Origin of the sequence: Cognatundibacterium jejuense, assembly GCF_014284255.1 — a bacterium.
GTDB classification, from domain to species: domain Bacteria; phylum Pseudomonadota; class Gammaproteobacteria; order Burkholderiales; family Burkholderiaceae_D; genus Undibacterium; species Undibacterium jejuense.
Genome location: NZ_JACOFV010000014.1, coordinates 89669 through 113827 on the forward strand (window position 1 = coordinate 89669; position 24159 = coordinate 113827).

At 47.6% G+C, this 24159-nt stretch carries 18 protein-coding genes; 4 read left to right on the forward strand and 14 right to left on the reverse strand.

Annotation, left to right across the window (positions count from 1 at the left end; translation table 11 throughout):
- Position 1: 1 nt before the first annotated feature.
- From H8K32_RS14945 to H8K32_RS14955, 3 genes are read left to right on the forward strand one after another with little or no spacing between them, the layout of a single operon-like run.
- On the forward strand, positions 2–880 hold the full coding sequence (locus tag H8K32_RS14945; protein WP_186913342.1) for a branched-chain amino acid ABC transporter permease: 879 nt from the start codon (positions 2–4) through the stop codon (positions 878–880).
- Positions 881–1642 carry an ABC transporter ATP-binding protein gene (locus tag H8K32_RS14950; RefSeq protein ID WP_186913343.1) on the forward strand — a complete coding sequence of 254 codons (762 nt, stop codon included), beginning with the start codon at positions 881–883 and terminating at the stop codon, positions 1640–1642.
- On the forward strand, positions 1639–2352 hold the full coding sequence (locus H8K32_RS14955) for an ABC transporter ATP-binding protein (protein WP_186913344.1): 714 nt from the start codon (positions 1639–1641) through the stop codon (positions 2350–2352). Before H8K32_RS14950 ends, H8K32_RS14955 begins: the two co-directional genes overlap by 4 nt.
- Positions 2353–2560: 208 nt before the next feature.
- Here H8K32_RS14955 and H8K32_RS14960 read toward each other — a convergent pair whose 3' ends face one another.
- Both H8K32_RS14960 and trhP read right to left on the reverse strand, forming a co-directional pair.
- Positions 2561–2875 (reverse strand): DUF1294 domain-containing protein, encoded by a 315-nt coding sequence (locus H8K32_RS14960; protein WP_222613130.1) that lies wholly within the window; start codon positions 2873–2875, stop codon positions 2561–2563.
- Positions 2876–3000: 125 nt separating this feature from the next.
- Positions 3001–4365, reverse strand: a complete 1365-nt coding sequence (gene trhP, locus H8K32_RS14965) for a prephenate-dependent tRNA uridine(34) hydroxylase TrhP (protein ID WP_186913345.1) — start codon at positions 4363–4365, stop codon at positions 3001–3003.
- A gap of 370 nt (positions 4366–4735) precedes the next feature.
- On the opposite strand from trhP, the gene H8K32_RS14970 reads away from it, so the two are divergent.
- Complete coding sequence (locus H8K32_RS14970) at positions 4736–5977, forward strand: GRAS family protein (RefSeq protein WP_186913346.1); 1242 nt, start codon at positions 4736–4738, stop codon at positions 5975–5977.
- A gap of 12 nt (positions 5978–5989) precedes the next feature.
- On the opposite strand, the gene H8K32_RS14975 is transcribed toward H8K32_RS14970, so the two are convergent.
- The 12 genes from H8K32_RS14975 to H8K32_RS15030 form a co-directional block, all read right to left on the reverse strand.
- Complete coding sequence (locus H8K32_RS14975; RefSeq protein ID WP_186913347.1) at positions 5990–6862, reverse strand: DMT family transporter; 873 nt, start codon at positions 6860–6862, stop codon at positions 5990–5992.
- A gap of 180 nt (positions 6863–7042) precedes the next feature.
- Positions 7043–8878: a translational GTPase TypA gene (gene typA, locus H8K32_RS14980; RefSeq protein ID WP_186913348.1), complete on the reverse strand. Its 1836-nt coding sequence runs from the start codon at positions 8876–8878 to the stop codon at positions 7043–7045.
- Positions 8879–9242: 364 nt separating this feature from the next.
- On the reverse strand, positions 9243–10172 hold the full coding sequence (gene truB / locus H8K32_RS14985; protein ID WP_186913349.1) for a tRNA pseudouridine(55) synthase TruB: 930 nt from the start codon (positions 10170–10172) through the stop codon (positions 9243–9245).
- 31 nt (positions 10173–10203) lie between these two features.
- A complete protein-coding gene (rbfA, locus tag H8K32_RS14990; RefSeq protein ID WP_186913350.1) occupies positions 10204–10629 on the reverse strand; it encodes a 30S ribosome-binding factor RbfA in 426 nt (141 codons plus the stop codon).
- Between the two features lie 79 nt (positions 10630–10708).
- A complete protein-coding gene (gene infB, locus H8K32_RS14995) occupies positions 10709–13567 on the reverse strand; it encodes a translation initiation factor IF-2 (RefSeq protein WP_186913351.1) in 2859 nt (952 codons plus the stop codon).
- A gap of 47 nt (positions 13568–13614) precedes the next feature.
- Complete coding sequence (nusA, locus tag H8K32_RS15000; RefSeq protein ID WP_186913352.1) at positions 13615–15174, reverse strand: transcription termination factor NusA; 1560 nt, start codon at positions 15172–15174, stop codon at positions 13615–13617.
- Positions 15171–15656 (reverse strand): ribosome maturation factor RimP, encoded by a 486-nt coding sequence (rimP, locus tag H8K32_RS15005; RefSeq protein WP_186913353.1) that lies wholly within the window; start codon positions 15654–15656, stop codon positions 15171–15173. The genes nusA and rimP overlap by 4 nt, the downstream gene beginning before the upstream one ends.
- 209 nt (positions 15657–15865) lie before the next feature.
- Positions 15866–17563, reverse strand: a complete 1698-nt coding sequence (locus H8K32_RS15010) for a pseudouridine synthase (protein WP_246447385.1) — start codon at positions 17561–17563, stop codon at positions 15866–15868.
- Entirely contained in the window at positions 17553–18542 is a 990-nt protein-coding gene (gene scpB, locus H8K32_RS15015) for an SMC-Scp complex subunit ScpB (RefSeq protein ID WP_186913355.1), read from the reverse strand. Before scpB ends, H8K32_RS15010 begins: the two co-directional genes overlap by 11 nt.
- A 587-nt stretch (positions 18543–19129) precedes the next feature.
- Complete coding sequence (locus tag H8K32_RS15020; protein WP_186913356.1) at positions 19130–19945, reverse strand: DUF6671 family protein; 816 nt, start codon at positions 19943–19945, stop codon at positions 19130–19132.
- Positions 19942–22482 (reverse strand): YbcC family protein, encoded by a 2541-nt coding sequence (locus H8K32_RS15025; protein ID WP_222613131.1) that lies wholly within the window; start codon positions 22480–22482, stop codon positions 19942–19944. Before H8K32_RS15025 ends, H8K32_RS15020 begins: the two co-directional genes overlap by 4 nt.
- A complete protein-coding gene (locus tag H8K32_RS15030) occupies positions 22479–24122 on the reverse strand; it encodes an NADH-quinone oxidoreductase subunit L (RefSeq protein WP_186913358.1) in 1644 nt (547 codons plus the stop codon). Before H8K32_RS15030 ends, H8K32_RS15025 begins: the two co-directional genes overlap by 4 nt.
- Positions 24123–24159: the final 37 nt, after the last annotated feature.

The window sequence follows — 24159 nt, forward strand, 5'->3', positions numbered from 1 at the left end:
CATGCTCGAATGGTGGAATGGTTTTTGGGCGATTTACAGCTCTGTGATTTTTGGCATCGGCATCAACGCTATGCTGGCACTCTCGATTTATCTGACGCTATCTTGCGGCTTACTTTCATTGGCGAATGCAGCGTTCATGGGCATCGGCGCCTATGCGGCAGCAATGATCAGCATGCAAACCAACCTGTCATTTCCAATAGCCTTGCTTGCGTCTGCGATGACACCAGCATTGGTTGCACTGGCGATTGGCATGCCTACGCTACGCTTGTCCGGTGTTTATCTGGCGATGGCGACGCTAGGATTTGGTGAAGTGGTACGGGTCATTGTCTTAAATTTAGACATCACCGGTGGCCCCATGGGCTTAAATGGGATTCCACAAAAAACCGAATGGTGGCATATTGTGCTGCTCCTTGGCGTCACGCTATTCACGCTGGCAAGAGTGCGCCGCTCGAAAATTGGACGGGCATTTGAAGCGATTAAAGAAGATGAAATCGCCGCCCGCCTGATGGGCATCAACGTCGCTCGCTACAAACTGTTAGCGTTTGTGCTGGGCGCAGTGATTGCCGGCGTTGCCGGTGGACTCAACGCCCACTACACCTTCACTATCGGCCCTGCGAACTACGGCTTTGAAAGCGCAGTCGACATTCTGACTATGGCTGTGTTTGGCGGCACAAGCAATCTACTTGGCCCCTTGCTAGGCAGCTTTACTTTAAGCGTCTTGCCAGAGTTAATGAGCTGGTTAAAAGACTTCCGTCTGGTGGCTAATGGATTGATTTTAATTATCGTCATTTTGTACCTGCCCAAAGGAATTTGTGACACGACCAAACTGCGCACCTGGCGTCGGCGGCTTGACACTAACTCTTCAGTAAAGGTGCAATAAATGTTGGAATTAGCATCCGTCAGCAAACATTTCGGTGGCCTGCAAGTATTACAAGATGTCAGCTTTAGTGTGAAGCAAGGGAGTATTTTTGGTCTGATTGGTCCAAATGGTGCGGGCAAGACCACGATCGTTAACCTGATTACCGGCTTAATCAACCCATCAGCCGGTGAAATACGCTTTAATGGTCAAAACTTACATGCGGTCGCAGCCCATAACATCACGCAGCTAGGCATCGCCCGTACATTTCAAAATATTCGTATCTTCAAAGAAATGAGTCTACTGGAAAATGTGGTGGTTGGCATGCATCGGCATCTCGGTTACAGCCCACTCAGCATGTTATTCAAACTCAACTCATTTAAACACGCAGAAGCCAGCGCAAAACAAAGAGCGTTGGAACTACTCTCTTGGGTCAGACTCGATCACAAAGCACAGATGCTGGCAGATAATTTATCTTACGGCGAACAACGCAAACTGGAATTGGCTCGCGCTTTGGCAACCGAACCTAAACTATTGCTACTCGATGAGCCGGTAGCAGGCATGAATCCGGCAGAAAAAATCGAACTCATGGAGGAAATCAAAAACATCCGTGATCGTGGCTTTTCCATCTTCATGATAGAACACGACATGCGCTTTGTGATGGAACTCTGTGATCAGATTGCAGTGCTGAATTTCGGCAAAATCATTGCCCAGGGTAGCCCACAAGAAGTCAGGCACAATCCCCAAGTTATTGAGGCCTACCTCGGCAAGGAGGAGGAAGTATGAAGCCAATTCTAACTATCAGAAAACTCCATGTCGCCTATGGCCATGTGCATGCGCTCAAAGGCATCAATCTGGAATTGCATGCAGGTCAAATTACCGCTCTGGTCGGCGCCAACGGCGCAGGAAAAAGCACGAGCTTATTGGCGATTTCCGGATTAATTAAGGCGGGCTCAGGCAGCATAGAATTTGACGACCAAGACCTGCTGACGCTGGCGCCGCATCACATTGTTCAAAAAGGACTGGTGCAAGTAGCAGAAGGCCGCGCCATTCTTGGCACATTAACCGTGCAAGAAAACCTGGATCTCGGGTCTTATACACGTAAAGACAAAGCGCATGTCGCTGCAGATCTGGATTGGGTGTTCTCACTTTTTCCGGTGTTAAAAAATCGCGCGAACGGCCTGGCAGGCAATTTATCCGGGGGCGAACAACAAATGCTGGCAATCGGCCGCGCCCTGATGGCACGTCCTAAAATATTATTACTCGATGAACCTTCGATGGGGTTAGCGCCATTAATGGTACGGGAAATATTCAGGATTATCAAAGAAATCAATCAGACCGGCTTAACAATTTTACTCGTAGAACAAAACGTCAAACAAGCTTTGAAAATCGCCGAGCGCGCTTATGTACTAGAGAACGGTGAGATGGTTCTGGAAGACACTGGCGCGAATTTGCTCAACAATCCCAAGGTGATTGCCGCTTATTTAGGAACTTGATTCAAAGTGAAAGCAGGTACATAAAGTCTATCTCAGGGACAAACTGTCATGTTTGACGCGATACGAAACCAGCATGGCCTTGGATAAATGTCAGTCGTATAGAACGTATGTAACTTGGCGATTGCGTGTATTTCTGCTTACAACAAGCTTTTATAAGGTTCGCGGCAGCAATCTGTGCTGCATCACCTTCTTTATCTATTTTGATTCATCAAAGGCCCGTACGTCCAAAGAAATAAAGCCATAACAAGGTGAGCAGAAGAATCCAATGCATCAACACCATGACTGAGAACCAGCGTAAAAATATCAGCTTGGACGATTTATGGCGCAAATAGCGATGGGCGAGCATCGCACCGGGCCAGCCACCGAGCAAACTCAAGACCAGCAAGCGCCGCTCAGGGATGCGATAGCGATGCCTCCGGGCAGCTTGCTTATCGACCAGATAAAAAATAAACGTCACACTACTCAATAGTGCGTAGTAAGCGATGAAGATACTGCCGGCATAAGTAAAAAAATAAACGGACAAAAAAATTACTCCCCCTTGTATATTTTTAATCCCATTATCTTTGATAGGTAATGGAGTTAATTTTCTTAAAATAAGGGGGAGTATATGCCAAACTGCATGGATCCCTGTTTGTCAGCAAATGCAAATTACAACATTTTGGCGATTAAGGCTTTTTCGTATTTAGCGTCCAGTGGAATACGCACCTTGTGTCCGGCACCGCCAATGATATTGATTGCCTGATTGTCCGTATTGCGCATCTCAGACAAAGTCACGATTTCATTACCAGCGGGCGAGATAATCTCGATCTGATCACCAACGGCAAAACGGTTTTTCACCTCTACTTCCGCCCAACCATCGGCCAAACTCAACACTTGCCCCACATATTGGCTACGATGTGCTTGTGACACGCCTTCCATATAATTCTGGTGATCTTGCGTGTGGTGGCGCTGATAAAACCCATCGGTATAACCGCGATTCGCAAGACCATTCAATTCACCCAACAATTGCGGATTAAATGGACGTCCCGCAACCGCATCATCAATCGCGCGACGATACACCTGCGCAGTACGCGCAACGTAGTACAACGACTTGGTACGCCCTTCTACCTTCAATGAATCGACACCAATTTTTGCCAGACGCTCGACGTGCTCAACCGCACGCAAATCTTTTGAATTCATAATGTAAGTGCCATGCTCATCTTCGAGGATAGGCATGAACTGACCTGGCTTGGTTGACTCTTCAATCAGATATGGACGGTCCGCCAAAGGATGGCGTGGCATATCGCCCATCGCCGAAAACGATTGATTGGCGTCTTCTAAAGCTTTTTGATAGTTGAACTGTATTGTCTCTACCGGAATACGCGCCAAATCGCCGGTTTCGTTTTCGGAAGCATTTTCTACCTTGTAATCCCAGCGACAGGAATTCGTGCAAGTACCTTGATTCGGATCACGATGATTGAAATAACCCGACAATAAGCAGCGACCTGAGTAAGCAATACACAATGCACCATGGACGAATACTTCAAGTTCCATATCAGGACATTCTTGACGAATTTCTTCAATCTCATCGAGTGATAATTCACGTGACAAAATAACGCGCGTCAGCCCCATTTTTTTCCAGAATTTGACGTCAGCCCAGTTCACCGCATTGGCCTGCACTGACAAATGCACTGGCACTTCTGGCCACTTTTCGCGCACCATCATAATCAGACCAGGGTCAGCCATGATCAGTGCGTCTGGCTTCATGGCAATCACAGGCTCCATATCGCGCAGATACGTTTTGAGCTTGGAATTATGCGGAAAAATATTGCTGGCAACGAAGAATAATTTACCGCGCGCATGCGCACCGTCTATACCCTGCTGCAATACATCCAGAGTTGAAAATTCATTGTTACGCGCACGCAGGCTGTAGCGCGGCTGACCAGCATAGACGGCATCTGCGCCGAAATCAAAAGCAGCGTGCATTTTTTCCAGCGAACCAGCTGGCAAGAGGAGTTCTGGGGCTTTGAGCATGATGATGCAATCTGAAAATAAAATGTTTCCGATTTTAATTCCACGCCCTGGCTTTCTCAATTTTTTTTAATCGATGTTTAATCTAAATCAAACTTACATCAACGCAAAATAAAAATGCGAAACCTGCAGAGAAATAATTGCCAAATTAACACTGTTATTACTAGCTTTAATGCCTAACTATTTCGAATTGAAATTTACGAAACTCAATGTTACTTTTCAACATATAAAAATTATTCCTCCTATACTTTGCCCGCAGATCCCACCATTCATCCTAAGTATTTACAACATATTGTCTTAGAAATTTTTTCGATAGACATGGGATTGAGCCTCATGCCATTGACAGAAAATTAGAACAGGAAGAGACAAGTATATGCAAATGAACATTACCAAGGAATCAGCAGAGTACTGCATTAATCAACAAGCCAAAAATTCTATAAAAGAGAACACTGAACGGCTGCGAAATGAAATCATTTACGCGAAGACGATCATTGGTGCAAATTTATTTAACGCAGGAAAAACAGATGATGCTCATCAGATGGCAAGCGATGTACTCGCTATCGTTGCCGCTAACGGCCCACCACTTCATCGATTAAGCCGGATACTAATGAAAGGCATTAAAAGCGGTTGCTACTCGCACGCCGAGTATACGGAAAAAACGACCACACTCTGCGCCGGAAATTTATACTCTGATCAAACCAAATCTATATCAATGATCAAAGCATACGATCTGCTCGCGACTGCAACGCCTTTTATTCAATTTGCCTATAATGCGATCAATCTCGCCATCCTTTCGCAGTCAGCTCAGTACGCGACGCTACACATCATTGATATTGGAATTGGCTCGGGCTATCAATGGTCTACATTGTTCTCGCTATTAAAAGGCACGAGTTTTTTGCCGAAAAAAATCCGACTTACAGGCATAGATCTTCCCTCAACAGAACAAGCTTTACATGCCGTTGAAAAACGATTATCAGAGGAAGCAAAAGAACTCGGAATAGAATTTACGTTTATGCCAGTTCTCGGTAAAGCTGAAGAAATTTCGTTTAATGATATTGAACGCCATCAAGGTGAATTTTTGGTAATTAATGCTGTACTATCCTTGCATCATACAGCAACAGACGATGCAATTATTCATCCTACACGCTCCCGCGATTGCTTACTAACACGGCTGCGTCAACTAAATCCGCATCTATTAACCATGGTAGAGCCTGATTCAAATCACAACAATCTTCCATTTAAAGAACGCTGCTATGAGGCATTCCAACATTACATGCATATCTTCAATGCGTTTGACCACCTATTCCCACGCAACCTAAAAGAAAGAGTGATATTAGAAAATGAATTTTTTGGCAGAGAACTCATTAATATTCTGACTACTGACGGTGCGGATAGGGTAGAACGACATGAACGAAAAGAAGTTTGGTCTAAACGTTTGCACCAAGCAGATTTTACCCACTTAGAAAACGTCTTTCAGAGAACCAGTCGAACATTAAAAAATATCCTACCAATAACGGCACCATTTGAAATGCACCAGAGTCCTGAAGCCCTGTGCTTAAACGTGTATAAAGTTCCCTTACTAGCCGCATCATGTTGGCAGCCAACGAAGCAGTAAGGAAACGCATATTTAATCCCTTGCGACGAATACCTCATTTAAAACGAGAGAAATTAATACCACGGCACCACCAACTATCGTCGCCTGTGCTGGCACCTCCCCTGCACCTATCCATGCCCAAATGGGTGCCAGCAAGACCTCCAACAAAGACAACAAAGCGATCTCTGGCGCGCTCAAGCTCTCCGAGGCACGTACCATCAACATGCATGGCAATCCCAACTGAAAGAATCCCAAAATCGCTAAAATAAAAATGTCGTGCAAAGATGCCTGAAATGGAAATGCCATCGGCAACATCACCATGGCCGAAATCGCACCGCCCATCAAAACAGCAGGAATTAAATCGACCGTGTGACCACCTTTTTTAAGCACGATCATATTGATTGATGATGCAACAGGGATTCCAAGCGCAATAAACATCCCCAGCAATCCTCTGTTGTCAATCTCCGACAAGCTACCAACAAACATCCACGACATACCCAACACTGCCGCCACTATCGCCCACCAAGTACGTAGTGGAATTTTTTCACGCAATATCAACCAAGCCAACAATGCGGTAAACAATGGCGCCAGACTCTCCATGATGGAGGTATTAGCCACTGTCGTCATCGTAATTGAGATCATAAAGCAGCTATACATAGTCGCCCACATACAGCCGGAAATAAAACCCAACTTACCCAACAAACGCAAACGTGGAATAAAGCCGCGACCGTATTGGCGCAGCATTGCACCGACAACAAAAATCGCCGCAAACAAACTACGCCAAAACGTCACTTCAAAGCCACGTGCCACCTCCAGATGGCGTGTAAAAACACCAGCAATACTCCACAAACTGGCGGCACATATCATCAGGATCACAGCATGACGATGACTGAGTTTTTTTTGCATATTGATTCCAGGATAAAATTTTCTGACTTCTACGGTTTGCAATTGAACAGTCAACAGCTCCCTGCAAAAAAGACGATCGAAAAAAGCAAGCCAGAAAATAAAAAACCCGTTAAGCCCCACCAAAGGTAAGAGCGAAACGGGTTGATCGACATGCGCTTTAGCGCATGTTCAAGCGAGCTATTATGCTTCGCGCGATGCTTTCTTACGCTCGTGTTCTTTCAAATAACGTTTGCGCAGACGAATGCTCTTCGGTGTAATTTCTACCAATTCGTCATCCTCAATGAATTCAACAGCGTATTCCAGAGACATCTGAATTGGTGGCACCAAACGTACCGCTTCATCTGTACCAGAAGAACGAACGTTAGTTAATTGCTTACCTTTGATTGGGTTAACAACCAAATCGTTATCACGGGAATGGATACCGATGATCATGCCTTCGTACACTGGGTCATTATGCACCACGAACATACGACCGCGATCTTGCAGTTTCCAGATCGCGTATGCAACCGCTGCGCCATCATCCTGAGAAATCAATACACCATTACGACGACCTGCCATTTCACCACGTGTATTGTCCACTGGTGCGTATTCATCAAACACGTGACTCATCAAACCTGTACCGCGAGTCAATGTCATGAATTCGCCCTGGAAACCGATCAGGCCACGCGCTGGAATACGGTATTCCAAACGTACACGACCTTTGCCGTCCGGTTCCATGTTTTGCAGATCACCACGACGGCGACCCAACTCTTCCATCACGCCGCCCTGGTTCGCTTCTTCAACGTCAACAGTCAGGTTTTCGTATGGCTCATGACGTACACCGTCAACCATTTTAAACACAACGCGCGGACGGGAAACAGCCAATTCAAAACCTTCACGACGCATGTTTTCGATCAAAATTGTCAGATGCAACTCACCACGGCCAGAAACTTCGTATGTGGAATCATCACCTTCAGCCTGAACAACACGCAACGCCATGTTGGATTTCAGTTCGCGTTCCAGACGGTCACGGATTTGACGTGTTGTGACGAATTTACCTTCGCGACCAGCCAATGGGGAGCTGTTAACCATGAAGTTCATGGTCAATGTTGGCTCATCCACTTTCAACATTGGTAAACCTTCTGGCGCGTCGGGCGCACAGATGGTCGTACCGATACTGATTTCTTCAATGCCGTTGATCAAAACGATATCACCAGCCAATGCTTCGTCAACCTGTACGCGATCCAAACCTTTGAACGTCAATACTTGATTGATACGTGCTTTCGTTGGCTTGTCTTCTGGACCATTCATCCAAACAACGTCTTGCAATCCTTTTACGCGACCGCGCAGGATACGACCAACGCCGATTTTACCAACGTAAGAAGAGTATTCCAGGGAAGTGATTTGCAATTGCAAAGGACCATCTGGATCATCTTCACGCGCAGGAACGTGTTTCAGAATCGCGTCAAACAACGGTTCCATTGTACCGTCGCGCACTGTATCTTCCAGGCCAGCGTAGCCTTTGAAACCGGATGCGTAAATAATAGGAAAATCTAATTGCTCATCAGTTGCGCCAAGCTTGTCGAACAATTCGAAAGTTGCGTTAACTGCTTTTTGTGGATCAGCGTTTTCGCGATCGATCTTGTTGACAACAACGATCGGTTTCAAACCTAGCGCCAATGCTTTACGTGTTACAAAACGTGTTTGCGGCATTGGACCTTCTTGCGCATCAACCAACAGTAAAACACTGTCAACCATGGACAAGACACGTTCTACTTCACCACCGAAGTCAGCATGGCCTGGGGTATCAACGATATTGATGTGTGTGCCTTTGTATTCAACTGCACAGTTTTTGGAAAGAATCGTGATACCACGTTCTTTTTCAATATCGTTGGAATCCATCACGCGGGAATCAACCTGTTGGTTGTCACGGAAAGTGCCGGATTGACGCAATAATTGATCAACCAATGTGGTTTTGCCGTGATCGACGTGAGCGATAATGGCGATGTTGCGAATAGCGCGTTTTGTAGTGGACATGATAACGTTCGTTTGGGGTAAATCGGATAACCTAAGATTATAACATGCTGCAACGCAAAAGCAGAAAACAAGGGCTAATTAGCGTTCAAACAAACCATTCCGACTACGCTTAATGACCAAAACTAACTCAACTGGTACATTTAGCAATACATCATGGGAATAATTTTGCGTAAGCCTTATTATTTCAAGGAGTTACTACAAAGCGATGACAGCCAAAAAAGTTCTAATGATTCAGATTGGCAATATTCACCTCTAAACAGCGGCGCGACACACAAATATGGTCTGACCAACTGCTAGCGGAGCACTTCTTTTTTGCTAGACTCAGACTGCCCAGCTTAGTACATTTTTAAAACTACACTTGTATTTATTGGGTATTAATTAATCTTTCTGGCGCCAGAATTTGAAACTCTTGCAACTGCGCAGATCCCAATAATTGCCCATCAGAATCACGGTAGACGCGCACCCGCCCTGCTTGTTCAGGCAGCAATACTGCTTCCTTACCCAGCGCCAATCGTTGTCCGTGCAAAAAACGGGTTGCCAACTCATCGCTTAAGCGTACAGGCGGAAAACTCGACAACAAAGCATCGACCGGATCAAGCAAAGCCAAGCGCTCTGACTCAGGCATAGACTCCAAGGATTCCAGCGTAATCGATTTTTCTAACACCAGATGTCCGACCTGTATCCGACGCAATTCCTTTAAATGCGCACCACAACCTAGCACTGCACCAATATCCTCACCCAGCACCCGAACATAAGTTCCCTTGCTACACTTTACCTTCAGTGTCAATAACGGCGCTTGATAGTCCAGCAACTCCAATTCATGGATGGTAACGTCACGGGCTTCGCGCTCCAATGTCACACCGGCTCGCGCATATTCGTATAAGGGCTTACCATCACGCTTAAGCGCCGAATACATAGGAGGTACTTGCTGAATCGGCCCCGTAAATTGCTTCAATACCTGCTCGATGGCGGATACAGTCACATCGACAGGCTTTTGTTCCAAGACGTCACCTTCAGTATCACCAGTCGTAGTAGTAACACCCAGATGCACGACGGTCGTGTAAGTTTTATCCGCCTCCAGCAAATCTTGAGAAAACTTGGTTGCCTCACCAAAACACAAAGGCAACAATCCAGTCGCAAATGGATCGAGGGTTCCGGTATGCCCGGCTTTCATGGCATTCAAAAAGCGTTTAGCTTTAATCAACGCATCATTACTGGAAAAACCAACTGGTTTATCCAATAGCAATACGCCGTGCACAGGAACACGGGGACGTTTTTTTATCTGGGTAGTCATAGGCAAGACCGGCAACAAAGCCGGTCAGTGATCATTCTTGTTCGTCGTCTTTAGCGCCATCATGGGCCGCATCAGTAGCATCATCCTTAGCGCGTGTTGCATTCGCCTCATCGATTAATTTCGACATAGCGAGGCCGCGAATGGTCGACGTATCGTGTATGAAGTGCAATTGCGGCAACGTATGAATATGCAAACGCAAACCTAATTTTGCCCGCAAAAAGCCAGCTGCTTTGGACAAAGCATCGTTGGTCGCCTTCACGGCAACTGGATCGTCAACCAAGGTTGTGAAATAGATTTTTGCGTGAGCGTAATCAGGCGTCAACTGAACCTCAGTCAAGGTGATCATGCCAACGCGTGGATCTTTTAATTCGGACCAGATAATTTCTGCCAAATCCTTCTGAATCTGATCTGCAACCCGCAAACCACGACCAGGAATATTTTTACTATGTTTTGCCATAAATTCTTTTCTTACTCTACCTTCAACGCCTTCAGCGCCATAAAACAGAACCCCGGAACAAGTCCGGGGTTTGAAGTAATTAGAGCGTACGTGCTATCTCTTGAACTTCAAATATTTCGAGCGAATCGCCCACCTGGATGTCGTTGTAACCTTTCAGAGACAAGCCACATTCCATACCGGCCTTGACTTCTTTTGCATCGTCTTTGTAACGCTTCAGAGAGTCCAGCTCACCAGTCCATGTCACTACGTTATTACGCAGCAAACGAACTGACGATGTACGTTTAACCATACCATCTGTAACCAGGCAACCTGCGATCGCGCCAACTTTGCTGACCAGGAATACTTGACGAACTTCAACCATACCAATGATCTGTTCGCGTTTTTCTGGCGCCAACATACCGGACAATGCTGCTTTCACTTCATCTACTGCGTCGTAAATGATGTTGTAGTAGCGAATATCCACGCCGTTGGATTCAGCCAACTTACGTGCAGAAGCATCTGCACGTGTGTTAAAGCCAATGATAACCGCTTTGGAAGCAACTGCCAGATTGACGTCATTTTCAGAAATACCACCGACCGCTGCATGAACCACTTGTACGCGCACTTCGGAGTTGGACAATTTCTGCAAAGATTGAACCAGCGCTTCTTGCGAACCTTGAACGTCGGTTTTGACAATGATAGGCAAGTTTTTAACTTCGCCTTCACCCATGTTTTCAAACATGTTTTCAAGTTTAGCTGCTTGCTGTTTCGCCAACTTCACGTCACGGAACTTACCTTGACGGAACAAAGCGATTTCACGTGCTTTGCGCTCATCAACCATCACCATGACTTCTTCACCAGCCGCTGGCACTTCAGTCAAACCTTGAATCTCGACCGGAATCGATGGGCCAGCTTGCGCAATATTCTGACCGTTCTCATCCAACATCGCACGAACACGACCATAAGAAGAACCAGCCAACACTACGTCGCCGCGTTTCAACGTACCGGACTGAACCAGAATCGTTGCCACAGTACCGCGACCTTTATCCAGACGCGCCTCAACAACCAAGCCTTTAGCCGGCGCATCTTTTGGTGCACGCAACTCAAGAACTTCGGCTTGCAACAAGACGTTTTCCAATAAAGAATCGATACCTTGACCTGTTTTTGCAGATACTTGCACGAACGGTGAATCGCCACCGTACTCTTCAGGAACGACGCTTTCAGCGATCAATTCTTGTGTCACGCGATCAGCATTGCCACCTGGTTTATCGATCTTATTGATCGCGACAACCAACGGTACACCAGCTGCTTTTGCATGCGCAATCGCTTCTTTAGTTTGCGGCATTACGCCGTCATCAGCTGCCACCACCAGAATGACGATATCCGTTGCCTTCGCACCACGTGCACGCATTGCCGTAAAGGCTTCGTGACCTGGTGTATCGAGGAAGGTAATCATACCGCGTGGTGTTTCGACGTGGTATGCACCGATATGCTGAGTAATACCACCCGCTTCACCAGAAGCGACCTTGGCGCGACGGATGTAATCGAGCAAGGATGTTTTACCGTGATCGACGTGGCCCATCACCGTAACCACAGGGGCACGTGGGAAGGTTTCGTATTCTGCGTGTTCAGCAACGTCAGTCAATGCTGCTTCAGGATCATCCAATTTCGCAGCAAATGCTTTATGGCCCATTTCCTCAACCAGAATCATTGCTGTTTCTTGATCAAGAACCTGGTTGATCGTACACATCTGACCCAATTTCATCAAATGCTTAATCACTTCCGATGCCTTGACTGACATTTTATGCGCTAACTCAGCGACAGTCAGTGTTTCAGGAACGAACACATCTTTCACGATGGCTTCGACCGGTACCTGGAAGTTGGATTCACGATCATCATGATGATTATTACGACGGCCTTTAGGACCACCTTTCCAACCATCGCGACCACCAGAAGTATCACCGCGGGTTTTCAAGCCACCGCTGCGCTTTTTCGATTCGTCCGACCAGGTCGAAGAGACGTTAGCGGATTTAATCGCTTTTTTATCAGTCGTGGCTGGTTTTTTGTCGTCTTTTTTCTCAGTCGTAGCTGCACCTGTTGTAGCCGGTTTCTTCTCACCAGCTTTTTTATCAGCTGGCTTATGCAAAGTACCTTCAGCTTTTGGTGCTGCCACAGGTGCAGGCACTGGCGCCTTAGCTGGTCTGCGCGCTGCATTCATCATTTCTTTGATCTGCGCAACTTCATCCGCGACGGCTTTTCTGGCCTTCTCGGTTGCTGCGGCACGATCTGCTGCCTCTTTAGATTCTAAGGCAGTTTTTTTCTTTGCTTCTTCTGCTTCCAAACGTTTCTTCTCTTCATCTGACTGAGAAGGTTTCACTTCTACAGTTTTTGCTGCGGCAGCGGCTGCTGCAGCTTGTTCCGCTTTCAAGCGCTCAGCTGCGACGCGTGCCGCCTCAGCTTCTGCCGCTTCACGCATTGCTTTTGCCTGAGCTTCTTTTTCAGCTTCCAGCTTAGCAAGGTGTTCTTGTTTTTCGCGTAATTCTGCTTCCTGACGAGCGATCAACTCGGCCTCGCGGCGAGCGTCCTCTTCATTCAACTCAACTTCTTCTACTTCTGCCACAGGAGTACGTGCCGCAGCATCGTCAGCAACCACTTCGTCACGTTTAACGAAAGTACGTTTCTTACGAACTTCGACCTGAATGGTGCGAGATTTGCCCGTAGCATCCGCCTGTTTGATCTCCGTTGTCTCTTTACGAGTCAGCGTGATTTTCTTTTTTTCATTGTCGACAGCAGATCCATGGGAACGACGTAAGTGTTCCAGCAGTCTATCCTTGTCTTCTTTTGTCAACGAATCTGACGTCGAATTTTTATCGACACCTGCCGCACGCAATTGCGTGAGCAGCAAATCCGCTGACATTTTCAGCTCGGTGGCAAATTGGGCAACGTTGTTACTCGCCATTCAGTCCTCTTTTTCTATGTGCGCGTTATGAATTTGAAACCCGTGAATTACTTTGCTTCTACGAGTTTCCAGGCGGTAGCTAACAAAGCCTTGGCCTGATCATCATATTTAGCGTCGATGAGTTTCATCTCATCATCGGTCACATCTTCAAATGCTTCTTTAATCAAATGGCGTGAACGGTCGGCAGACAATGCCAAAATCGCGCCAAATTCGTCGTAAGCCAGACCAGCGAAAGCTGCCAGTGTTTTAATACCAGCCAAGCCCAGTTTACCGGCGGTAACGCGGGTCATACCTTCGAGGTTCAACAAATTATCATCCATGCCTTCTAAACCTTCTTCGGAAGCAATGGCTTCTGTCAAAAGGGCGTCGCGTGCACGGTTACGCAACTCTGTTACGGTATCTTCATCGAATGCTTCGATTTCCAGCATTTCACTGATAGGTACGTAAGCAATTTCTTCCAGACTAGAGAAACCTTCATCAACCAGAATTTCAGCTACTTCCTGGTCAACGTCGAGTTTTTCCATGAACAATGCGCGGATACCCGCTGTTTCTTGCTCAGCTTTGTTCGCAGATTCTTCAGCAGTCATGATGTTGATTTGCCAGCCAGTCAACTCAGCTGCGAGACGCACGTTTTGACCACTACGACCAATCGCGATTGCCAAGTTTTCCTCATCAACCACCACGTCCATGCCATGCTTCTCTTCATCCACCATGATGGAAGAAACATTAGCAGGAGCCAGAGCACCGATCACGAATTGCGCAGGATCTTCAGACCACAAAACGATATCAACACGTTCACCACCCAATTCGCCAGTCACAGCCTGAACGCGGGAACCACGCATACCAACGCAAGTACCGATAGGATCGATACGCTTGTCGTTTGTGTGAACCGCAATCTTGGCGCGCACACCAGCGTCACGTGCAGCAGACTTGATGACCAAAGTACCTTGCTCGATTTCTGGCACTTCCAGCTCGAACAATTTCATAATGAATTCTGGTGCCGTACGAGACAAGATCACTTGTGGGCCACGGGCATTGCGATCAATACGCAAAATATAGGCACGAACACGATCACCAACACGCAAGTTTTCTTTCGGGATCATCTGATCACGTGGCAAACGAGCTTCGATTTTACCGGACTCAACCACGGCATCACCGCGCTCCATGCGCTTGATCGTACCGGTTACGAGCGAGTCACCACGCTCCAGGAAATCAGCCAGAATCTGTTCACGCTCGGCATCGCGAATACGCTGCAGAACGACTTGTTTTGTGTCTTGGGCGAAACGGCGGCCAAAATCAACGGATTCAATTTCTTCTTCGATGTAATCATCGATTTGAATTTCCGGGTCATCTTCCACAGCTTCAAAATGCAAAATCTCTTGATCTGGCAATTGCAAACCCGCCTCATCAGGCACCACGTGCCAACGACGGAAAGAGCGGAATTCACCAGTATCACGATCAATCTCTACACGGATATCCACTTCACCCGGGAAGCGTTTTTTTGTCGCTTGTCCCAAAGCATGTTCCAAGGCACCGAAAACGACTTCTTCATCGACGTTTTTTTCGCGTGCCAGCACATCCACCAATAACAACAAATCACGACTCATGCTTTGCGACTCCTAAAATCCACTTGTGGCACCAGACGTGCCTTATCCACGTCGGCGAGCGTAAACTCCAGCATGGCCGACCCATCTTTTACTTCAAATTCCAGCTTCAGGTTTTCGCCTTCAGGCTCGTGCAATACACCGGTAAATGTTTTACGGTTTGGCGTGCCTGGCATAGGCATACGCAATTTGACGGTAACCTCACAACCGACAAAACGGACGTAATCAGCCACTTTCTTCAAAGGGCGATCAAGGCCCGGGGAAGAAACTTCCAGACGTTCGTAATTAACATTTTCAACCGTCAACACGTGTGACAATTGGTGACTGACTTTTTCACAATCTTCGACTGCAATATTGCCTTTTTCAAGGTCAGCCGGCAAAAAGTCGATATATACCCTGAACAGGCCGCGTTCAGCCTGCTCAAAGTCAACCAGATCATATCCGGTACCGTTGACGGTTTTCTCTATCAAATCCAACAAAACCAAACTATTCTCCGATAAACACACAAGCCCAGAAAAATTATAGTCAAGGTACGCAAATGGTAAAACCAAAAAAAAATGGGCTAAGCCCATCTTTTCTTTGCGCCCGGATTTTAATTTCATCAGGCATAAACTACTAACTACCAGATTATAAACGATTATTTACCCTGTCGCAATCAGAAACAGGGCAAAACAACCACAATTCATCCGTCAAATCAAGCGCCGCGAGAACGGCGGCGAGCTGCAATACCCTGACCTATCGCCTGACCACTACCTCTAGCTGTCGGACCACGACGTTGCTGCCCAGCATCAGGAAATCCCAATGCAGTTTGCAAAGGATCCGGCTGGCGCGGGCGCTTTTTACCAGCTGCACCACCATTACTATTGCCAGCACCGCCACCATACGCAGCGGTTTTATTGCCATTCGCATTACCACCACGACCAGCACCAAATTCACCACGGGACTCACCGCGCCCACTGGACATAGGGAAATTCGGCTGTTTCTGCGCGTAAGGACTGGAAGCAGCAGCCTTATTGCCAAACGGCTTACCACCTTTAGCAGCTACTGGCTTGTCGCTGGCAGTTTTTTCCAGGCCACTTAATTTCAGTAAGCTGCGAACCGCATCTTCTTCCAATTCTTCCCAGCGACCACGTTTCAGATTAGCAGGCAATGTCATTGCGCCATAACGCGTACGAATCAAACGGGACACGGTCAGACCAACCGCTTCAAACATACGACGAACCTCACGATTACGGCCTTCACCGATAATCACGCGATACCACTTATTAACACCCTCGCCGCCACCGTCGGAAATTTTTGAGAATTGCGCCAGACCATCTTCGAGCTCAACACCCGCCAACAGCCGCTGACGCATCCCCTCTTCCAACTCGCCCAAAGTACGAACGGCATATTCACGCTCGATACCATAACGCGGATGCATTAAGCGATTTGCCAGATCACCGGATGTCGTAAACATCAGCAAACCTTCTGTGTTGTAATCGAGGCGACCAACTGCCAGCCATTTACCGAGCTTCATAGTTGGCAAACTATCAAATACCGAGGTGCGACCTTCAGGGTCACTGGTACTAACAATCTCGCCAGCTGGCTTATGGTAAATCAACACGCGCGGCGGCTTTTTGCTGACTTTGCGCATGATGGGCTTACCGTTAATGCGTACCTGATCAGTCGGCAAAATACGTTGGCCGATATGCGCCGGCTCACCATTTACAGAAACGCGACCAGCAACAATTAAATCCTCCATGTCGCGACGTGAGCCGAGACCCGCCTCAGCCAGCACTTTGTGCAATTTTGGCGCATCATCGTCAGCAGTCAAATCACGACGGACTGGTTTGGCATTGCGACCACGACCTTTTGGCTCGTCAGCATCAGCAAAGCCAGCATCAAAGGCTTCAGAAGTCACGAATGAAAACACGTCATCCGGATTATTTACCTCACGGCGCGCCACATTGGCTTGCGAAGAACGCTTACCATTACCGCGATTTGGCCCACGACCAGCTTGACCAGCTTCACGCACTGGACGCACTGGACGCTCGGAGCGTTCAGTACGCTCACCACGCTCCGGGCGCTCACCGCGATCAACTCTCGGAGCACGCTCGCCGCGCGGAGCCGCTTGCTCACCTTCAACACGCGGCTTACGGGAACGATTTGGATTGGCAACGCGAGGAGCGCGCTCACTGCGCTCACCATCAACCACGGAGTCAGCAGACTGCACACTGCTTTCTGCGGAAGCCGAGCCTTCTGCACCAGCCGCTTTAGGACGTGGGGAGCGGCGCATATTACGCGGGCCACGAACGCCGCGCGGACCGCGGCTATTTGGCTTGGATTCTTCAGCACCTGAGGCCGAAGCTTCGCCACCAGGATTTTTATCGGCTTTTACATCATCAGGATTCATGGGATTCATTCTTCAATTCATTTGATTCTATGTGAGGTTGCTGCTGATCAGCATCCAGTTCATTATCTGGCACCGATATCCCGGCAGCCTGACTACTTAAAATTTCTAATTCATTAGATACCGCAACATCAACACCCGATTCGGCACTCACTTCAAGCGCAATTACGTGATCTGGTTCATCGACATCAATATCATCACTGATGGCTACAATACTACCTTCGCTTGCAACCGCGTCATCAAACGCTTCAATAGCTAAACCAACATTCACTACATCAGGCACATTCAATTCATTGGCAACCGCGTCAACCGAGTCTTCGACGGAACCAATATCCTCAGCCATTTCACCAGCAACAACAACCATATCAACCAGATCGGGCACATTACTACCGAATCCAGCGAGTTGTGCCTCAAGATCAGGTTGCGGATCCGAGTTCTGATCATCGCCTTTACTTACTTGCTGTAGCGGCGGCAATTGATCAAGTGAAGCAAGACCCATATCACTCAAAAACTGCTTGGTCGTGGCAAATAATGCCGGACGCCCGGGAACATCGCGATGTCCTATAGTTTCTATCCAACCACGGTCTTCCAACGTCTTCACCATCTGTGAAGACACCGTTACGCCACGAATCTCTTCAATATCGCCACGAGTCACAGGTTGACGATAGGCAATAATCGCCAGCGTTTCCAGGGTTGCACGCGAGTATTTTGGCGGCTTTTCAGGATTCAGACGATCGATATAGGCGCGCATTTCAGGACGGCTTTGAAAACGCCATCCTGTTGACAAGCCTACTAATTCAATTCCTTTATCTGACCAATCAAGACGCAGATCTTCCAGCATCATTTTGATGGTATCTGCGCCAACGACATCTCCATCGTCGTCGGCATCCTGAAACAGTTTTTTCATGTTGTTGACTGTCAGCGGCTCAGGCGCGCATAACAAGGCTGTTTCGAGGACTCGCTTTGCCTCAGCAGTATTCATGCAAGTAATAGATTACACGGGTTTAATTGGTGCCATACACAGAACCACACCGGAGATGTACCCAGCTGTAGCCCACGCTTTTATGTATTTAGTTTTGTTGTAAGCCATTTTGCTTACAACGCCCGTCAAGCGGGCAGATCAGGGAGTTTTGGAAGCGCAACAACTGCTTTACGCCCTACCCATCAATTCAGTAGACACTAGATTGTAGTCCAGAATCGGCGTAGCAATCAAAAATAAATTGTCTACATGCAAAAAAAGCTACGCTTCAGGTGATTTTTTTGAACTTTCAAACAGCTATTATTAACTATTTATTAACTATTTATTAACTATTTATTAAATAAATTTAGCTCAACAAACCAACCACCAAAAACAGAAGTGAAATCTAAAATCACAATAACATCAATGAAATCAATCACTTCTAAACTTTCGGTTGTTCCATTATACCCGTTTTAACCACTCCCCAGTCAAAGTTATACGCCTGAATCAGCCCCACTTCCAAAACAAAGCCATTATTATTTTTTTAAAATCCAAAAGACCGCTGATCACATGACAACACCCAGAAAAACCAAAAATCATACTTTTATAACTTAAGGATTGCAGTAATCGCAGTAATTTGCAGTGACTTCGGAACGTAAATGCTTTTCAGATTCAAACCCACAAGCAACACATTTAAACACCACTGCTCGTGCTTGCTGCGTAGGCATATGACACTCCTCACACAGTGCGCCCAAGACCGGCGCGTGTGCGCCAAATCCCGGCGCCTGACATTGTGGACAATGGGTAGCAAGTCTGGTCGCCAAATCTTGTGCACAACGCGCAATCATCTGCATACGCTTAGGATTGCGATGCGCACGCATATCGGTAGCCAAATCCACCGCCCCGTATTCCAGCGCCTTACTTACACAAATACTCAAAGCCTGCATATCTGAACACGACTTATCATAGATGATGCCATCCGGCTGCCCCACCACTATTCCGTGCTGCGGAAAGCCGATGGCAGCGGCAAATGTCAGTGCCTCCTCCAGATCACTCACACATTTATTTGCGTAATTTGTTTCTGGACCTTGTACAAAAGCACTGATTTCAAGTTGCTCTTCAGCATCATACCAAACCAGAACTTCTCGCCCCCAACCGGTAATGCCAAACCATGGGTCACCGCCAAAACTTCCTTCGCTGCCGATGCCAAATCTGGCACCACTAAGACTACACGCGAGCTGCGCTTTACGCCTGGCGGCTTCCAGCATAGTGCCTTCACGCGCGATTTCACCAGTAAAAGTGCCCAAGCTATCAGTATTAAAATCGCTCACTGTAAATACAGCATAACCAGCTTGCGCAAGTGGCTCCTCGAGGGCCACCTGCTTTCCATGACAAGTCAGTAGTGCCGTGGGATACAAATTACTCATACTTGCGCAGACTCCAATACCCATTGATGAGCAGCGTCGCCATTTTCAGTACTCTTCACGTAACGATAAACCTCACCGCATTCAGGATCAATACTAAACAAATGCAACCAGCCGCCATCAACCAACTGCCATAATTTTTCATGCTTATGTACGATGCCAGAAATGATGTCGCGCGGCGCTTCCATCCACACTGAAAGACGCAAAGGCGTATGCACCCAGTCATCCCCGTCGTGCAAAGATTGCAGCGGCAAGCCTATGCGCAGATCGCCACCGTTACCTTCAAATACCCCAATATGACCGCCGACGACATTATGCAAAACCTTATTGCCGCTACCCCATCGACGGTTATCTACGGTCGATGCAAAATATTGCATGTTAATCCAATGCGCCACCAACACTGGCGCGGTTAATATCTGCTCAAGGACTGCGTTACCAGCATCTTCTGCATGGTTATAATCATGCAGAAAACTTCTGCCGTGCAAATTCATATGCTGCGTACGCTGACGTGGTGCGGCGATGAAAGCGGCGTTATTTGCCAGACCCCATTCAGGGCGAACTTGCGACCAGTCGCCTGCTCTCTCGCGCATCGATTCCATCAATGCTTCCGGTTTAGACGCTGGCATACCCATGGTTGGAGCGCGCTCTTCGCGTATGCGCTGCCCGGCTTGTGCTAGCCAGGCGCGTACCTGCTCCAGCTCAGCAATTTTCTTCACATCATCCTGCACGTCAAACAAACGAATTTCATCCGTGGTCGTATTATGCAACCCAGCGACGAACAGGGTATCCTCAGGAACATCGATGCCTTTTGCGCGCAGACCATAACGAATATCAACGCGATTCAACAAATGAGCCAGAACCCGGGCATTCACCTCACCAGTCTGACCGCAACACGCTCCACAATCAAGACCTGCAGCATGCGGATTGTTTGCAGTCTGACTGCCGTGTCCGACTAACAAAATCACTGGCGCAAAGTCAGATGTCATCGACATGGCACGCAATATCCCCGCGACCAGATCGATCGATTCATCCACGCCGATGTTTTCAAGAACCGGAACCAGGCGATCACGCTCTGACGCGCTTAAAGCTGCGGTGTCGGCGGCTTTCTCTTTTGTACTATGCAGACTGGATTTAACGAGCTTCCATGCATAACTCAAGCCTGTCGTTTCAACAAAACCAAAGCCACTGCTTGCGGTGGTACGGAAACGTTCCCATGCCTGCGCCACACCTAGCCGCAAGCGACGTTGTGCAAATAAATTTTGAGTTTTTTCACGATCACTTGAGACCGATACGACTCGCATTTTTGGCGCTAATAAGCCCGGCAATTGTGGGCGTGCCTCATGACCAGCAAACGGCAAGTATTCGATCGGCAAACCAAAAAAACCCGCAAAACCGTGCGTGCGTATCGATGGGTCACTTGCTTCCAACGCACGACGCATACGTTCTGAGCGCACATCAATACAAAACACCGCTTGCATTGCTGGTCGCGCAGATTTTGTAGATTCAGGTGTTGATTTAACCTGCAGTGCAAGACCTTGATTCACCTGTGCTTGCCATGTTAATTCCAATGCATCTTGCCATATCCAATCGTAGGAATTGCCAGACTCCTTCACCGGCAAACCGCGCCCGGCATGCCAAGCATCCACCACATCTTCATTCTGACTGCTATCGGCAAGCACCCATTCCCACGCCAGCCGTATCGCCAACAATTGCTGCAAATGGTTATCTGTTTTTCCTTGCAAGCCCGCTTGCCAATTCAAATAAGCGCACCACGCTGCCCAGCCATTAATACTCAACAATAAAGCAGTAAAGTAAGTTTCGTATTCTTCTGGTTTGATTCTTAACTTTTCGCAGACGACTTCTATCAATTTTTCATGCGTGTCTGGCAAAGCTGCTATACGGTCGGCGATACCATCAATGCCTGTAAATAAGGATGGGCCATTGTCATAAGAAGCAATTTCACGCCACGCCACATATAGGGATGTGGCGTGTGTCAATTTCCATCGAGCCTGCCCCTCATCAAACCATGAGGCACAATGCTGCCCAATTGCGTGCGTCACTACATCGCGACATGCTGGCTGGTGCGCCAAATCACGCTGCGCATCTAATGCATCTGTCAACAACATAAAACGGGCAGATTCACTTGAACTAGCAGAACAAGCTTGAATGAAACTCGCGATGTCCAGTGTTAAGCCATGCTGTTTTATTGCCTTTGCGAGCGCAGCTTCAGAAATACGTTTGCTCTTAAATTCAGCCAAATACCATTCGGCAGGCATGGTCAGACGTGTGCCGCACAAATGCGACATCATGTCAGAGACTTTTTGTACAGATTGATCGACAAAGCCCCACCAAGGATTGACGGCAATCAATCTGTCTAGCGGCCATGTTGGTGCAACCCGATTGCACGCCACCTGAATCGCTTGTGCCAATGCAACTTGCTGATCTTCGACAGAAGCTTGGCGCCACGATGCATTAGGAATAATCGGCGCTGCGGGTGCGACCGGCGCGACCGGCAAAGTTGACGGAACGGCAGACATCATAATTTTTCCTTATTATTAAAACGAGAGCCAGCAACGTTAAGGGGACGATTTCTTTTACTATCGGTCAATCGTGCAGGCCAGATACGGAGCGTCAGGTAAGTCACCATTTCATCGAGATGAAAGCCGGCAAATGCCCGCGGGTGGAGCCAGCGAGACAGCGCACCACGAGGAGAGCCAAGAACAATCTGCTGCACAATTAACAAGCCAAACAAACAAATCGCCGCAAAAATAATACTAAAAATGGAAGGGGGCATCGTTGACGCTGGCAATAATCGACCAAAAATAAAGTGCCAGATGCCGTACAGTAAAGAGAGGCCAAATGCGTAAATCGTCAACAGTATCACCTGATACCAGCCACGATTCTCTGACGGCGAACTAACCAATGGCAGCAGTCCGCTCGCCAGCACACCACCGAGCAACCAGATGACAGCATCATGACGCGGATCCAAACCGGTCAACCAGCCAGATAACATCAACGCCAACCCAAGTCCGGCAAACGCCAGGCAAAGCTGTGCAAAATTCAGTGGATGTGTCGCCGGAGCAATATGCAACATGCGTTGTCGCGATACCGTTTCACCTGCTGCCAAAAACGCATAAGCCTTATATAAAGAATGCGCCAAAAGATGCAGCAAGGCCAAGGAGTATGCGCCCAAACCAATCTCTAACAGCATAAAGCCCATTTGTGCACAAGTCGACCACGCCAACATTACCTTGACACTGATACGCGTCATCATTACCAACGCCGCCAAGGTCGCGGTAATACTACCAACCATCACCAACAGCAGTTGTGCCGCCGGTACCAATTCAAGCAAACCAGAGACACGTAATAAAATAAATCCGCCGATATTCACAATTCCTGCATGCAGCAAAGCAGATACCGGCGTTGGTGCTTCCATCACTTGCAGCAACCAACCGTGCAACGGGAGCTGTGCGCATTTCAGAATCGCACTGATCACAAACAAGTAAGCGGCAATTTCTATGTTGGTATCGGCCTCGTGAACATTGACCAAAGCAATTGCTATTCGATCCAACTCCAAGGTATCGAAACGAACATAAAGCAACAAAGTTGCGACCAGCGTCAGCACATCGGCAGCCCGACTGATAAAGAATTTCTTATGTGCTGCCATTAACGCAGCAGGCCGATCTTTGTAAAAAATTAATAGTTGATGCAAAGCCAGACTGCTGGCACTCCACGCCAGACAGACCAAGAGCAAATTATTGAAGATAACCAATAGCCAGACTGTAGCGAGTGTCAGGCATAACCAGATCAGATAATGCGCAAGACCCTTGTCTCCGGCAAGGTAATTACGTGAGTAACGTAAAATGACCCAACCAAGAAAAGCGGTCAGTAATAACATCATGACGCTTAAAGCATCCAATCTGACGGAAGGACACCAATCAGAAAAACTTGCGCTACCAGAACCATTAAGCCCAACCTCAATCGCGGAAAGCAAAGCGGTCAACATCGCCAGCAAAGCCCCTCCCTCTGCAAATGACCAGGCCCGCGCCAAATGCTGCGACCCACGGTTTGCCATCCACGCTGCAAGCAATAAACTCCCGGGCAACAGAAGTATCAACAGCGCCAACATCGCCTGCAATGAGGGACCAGCAGTAGGAAAAACAGTGGAAATATCCGGCATAAAAAGCACTCCAGGTGATGTACGTGATAGCTATTGT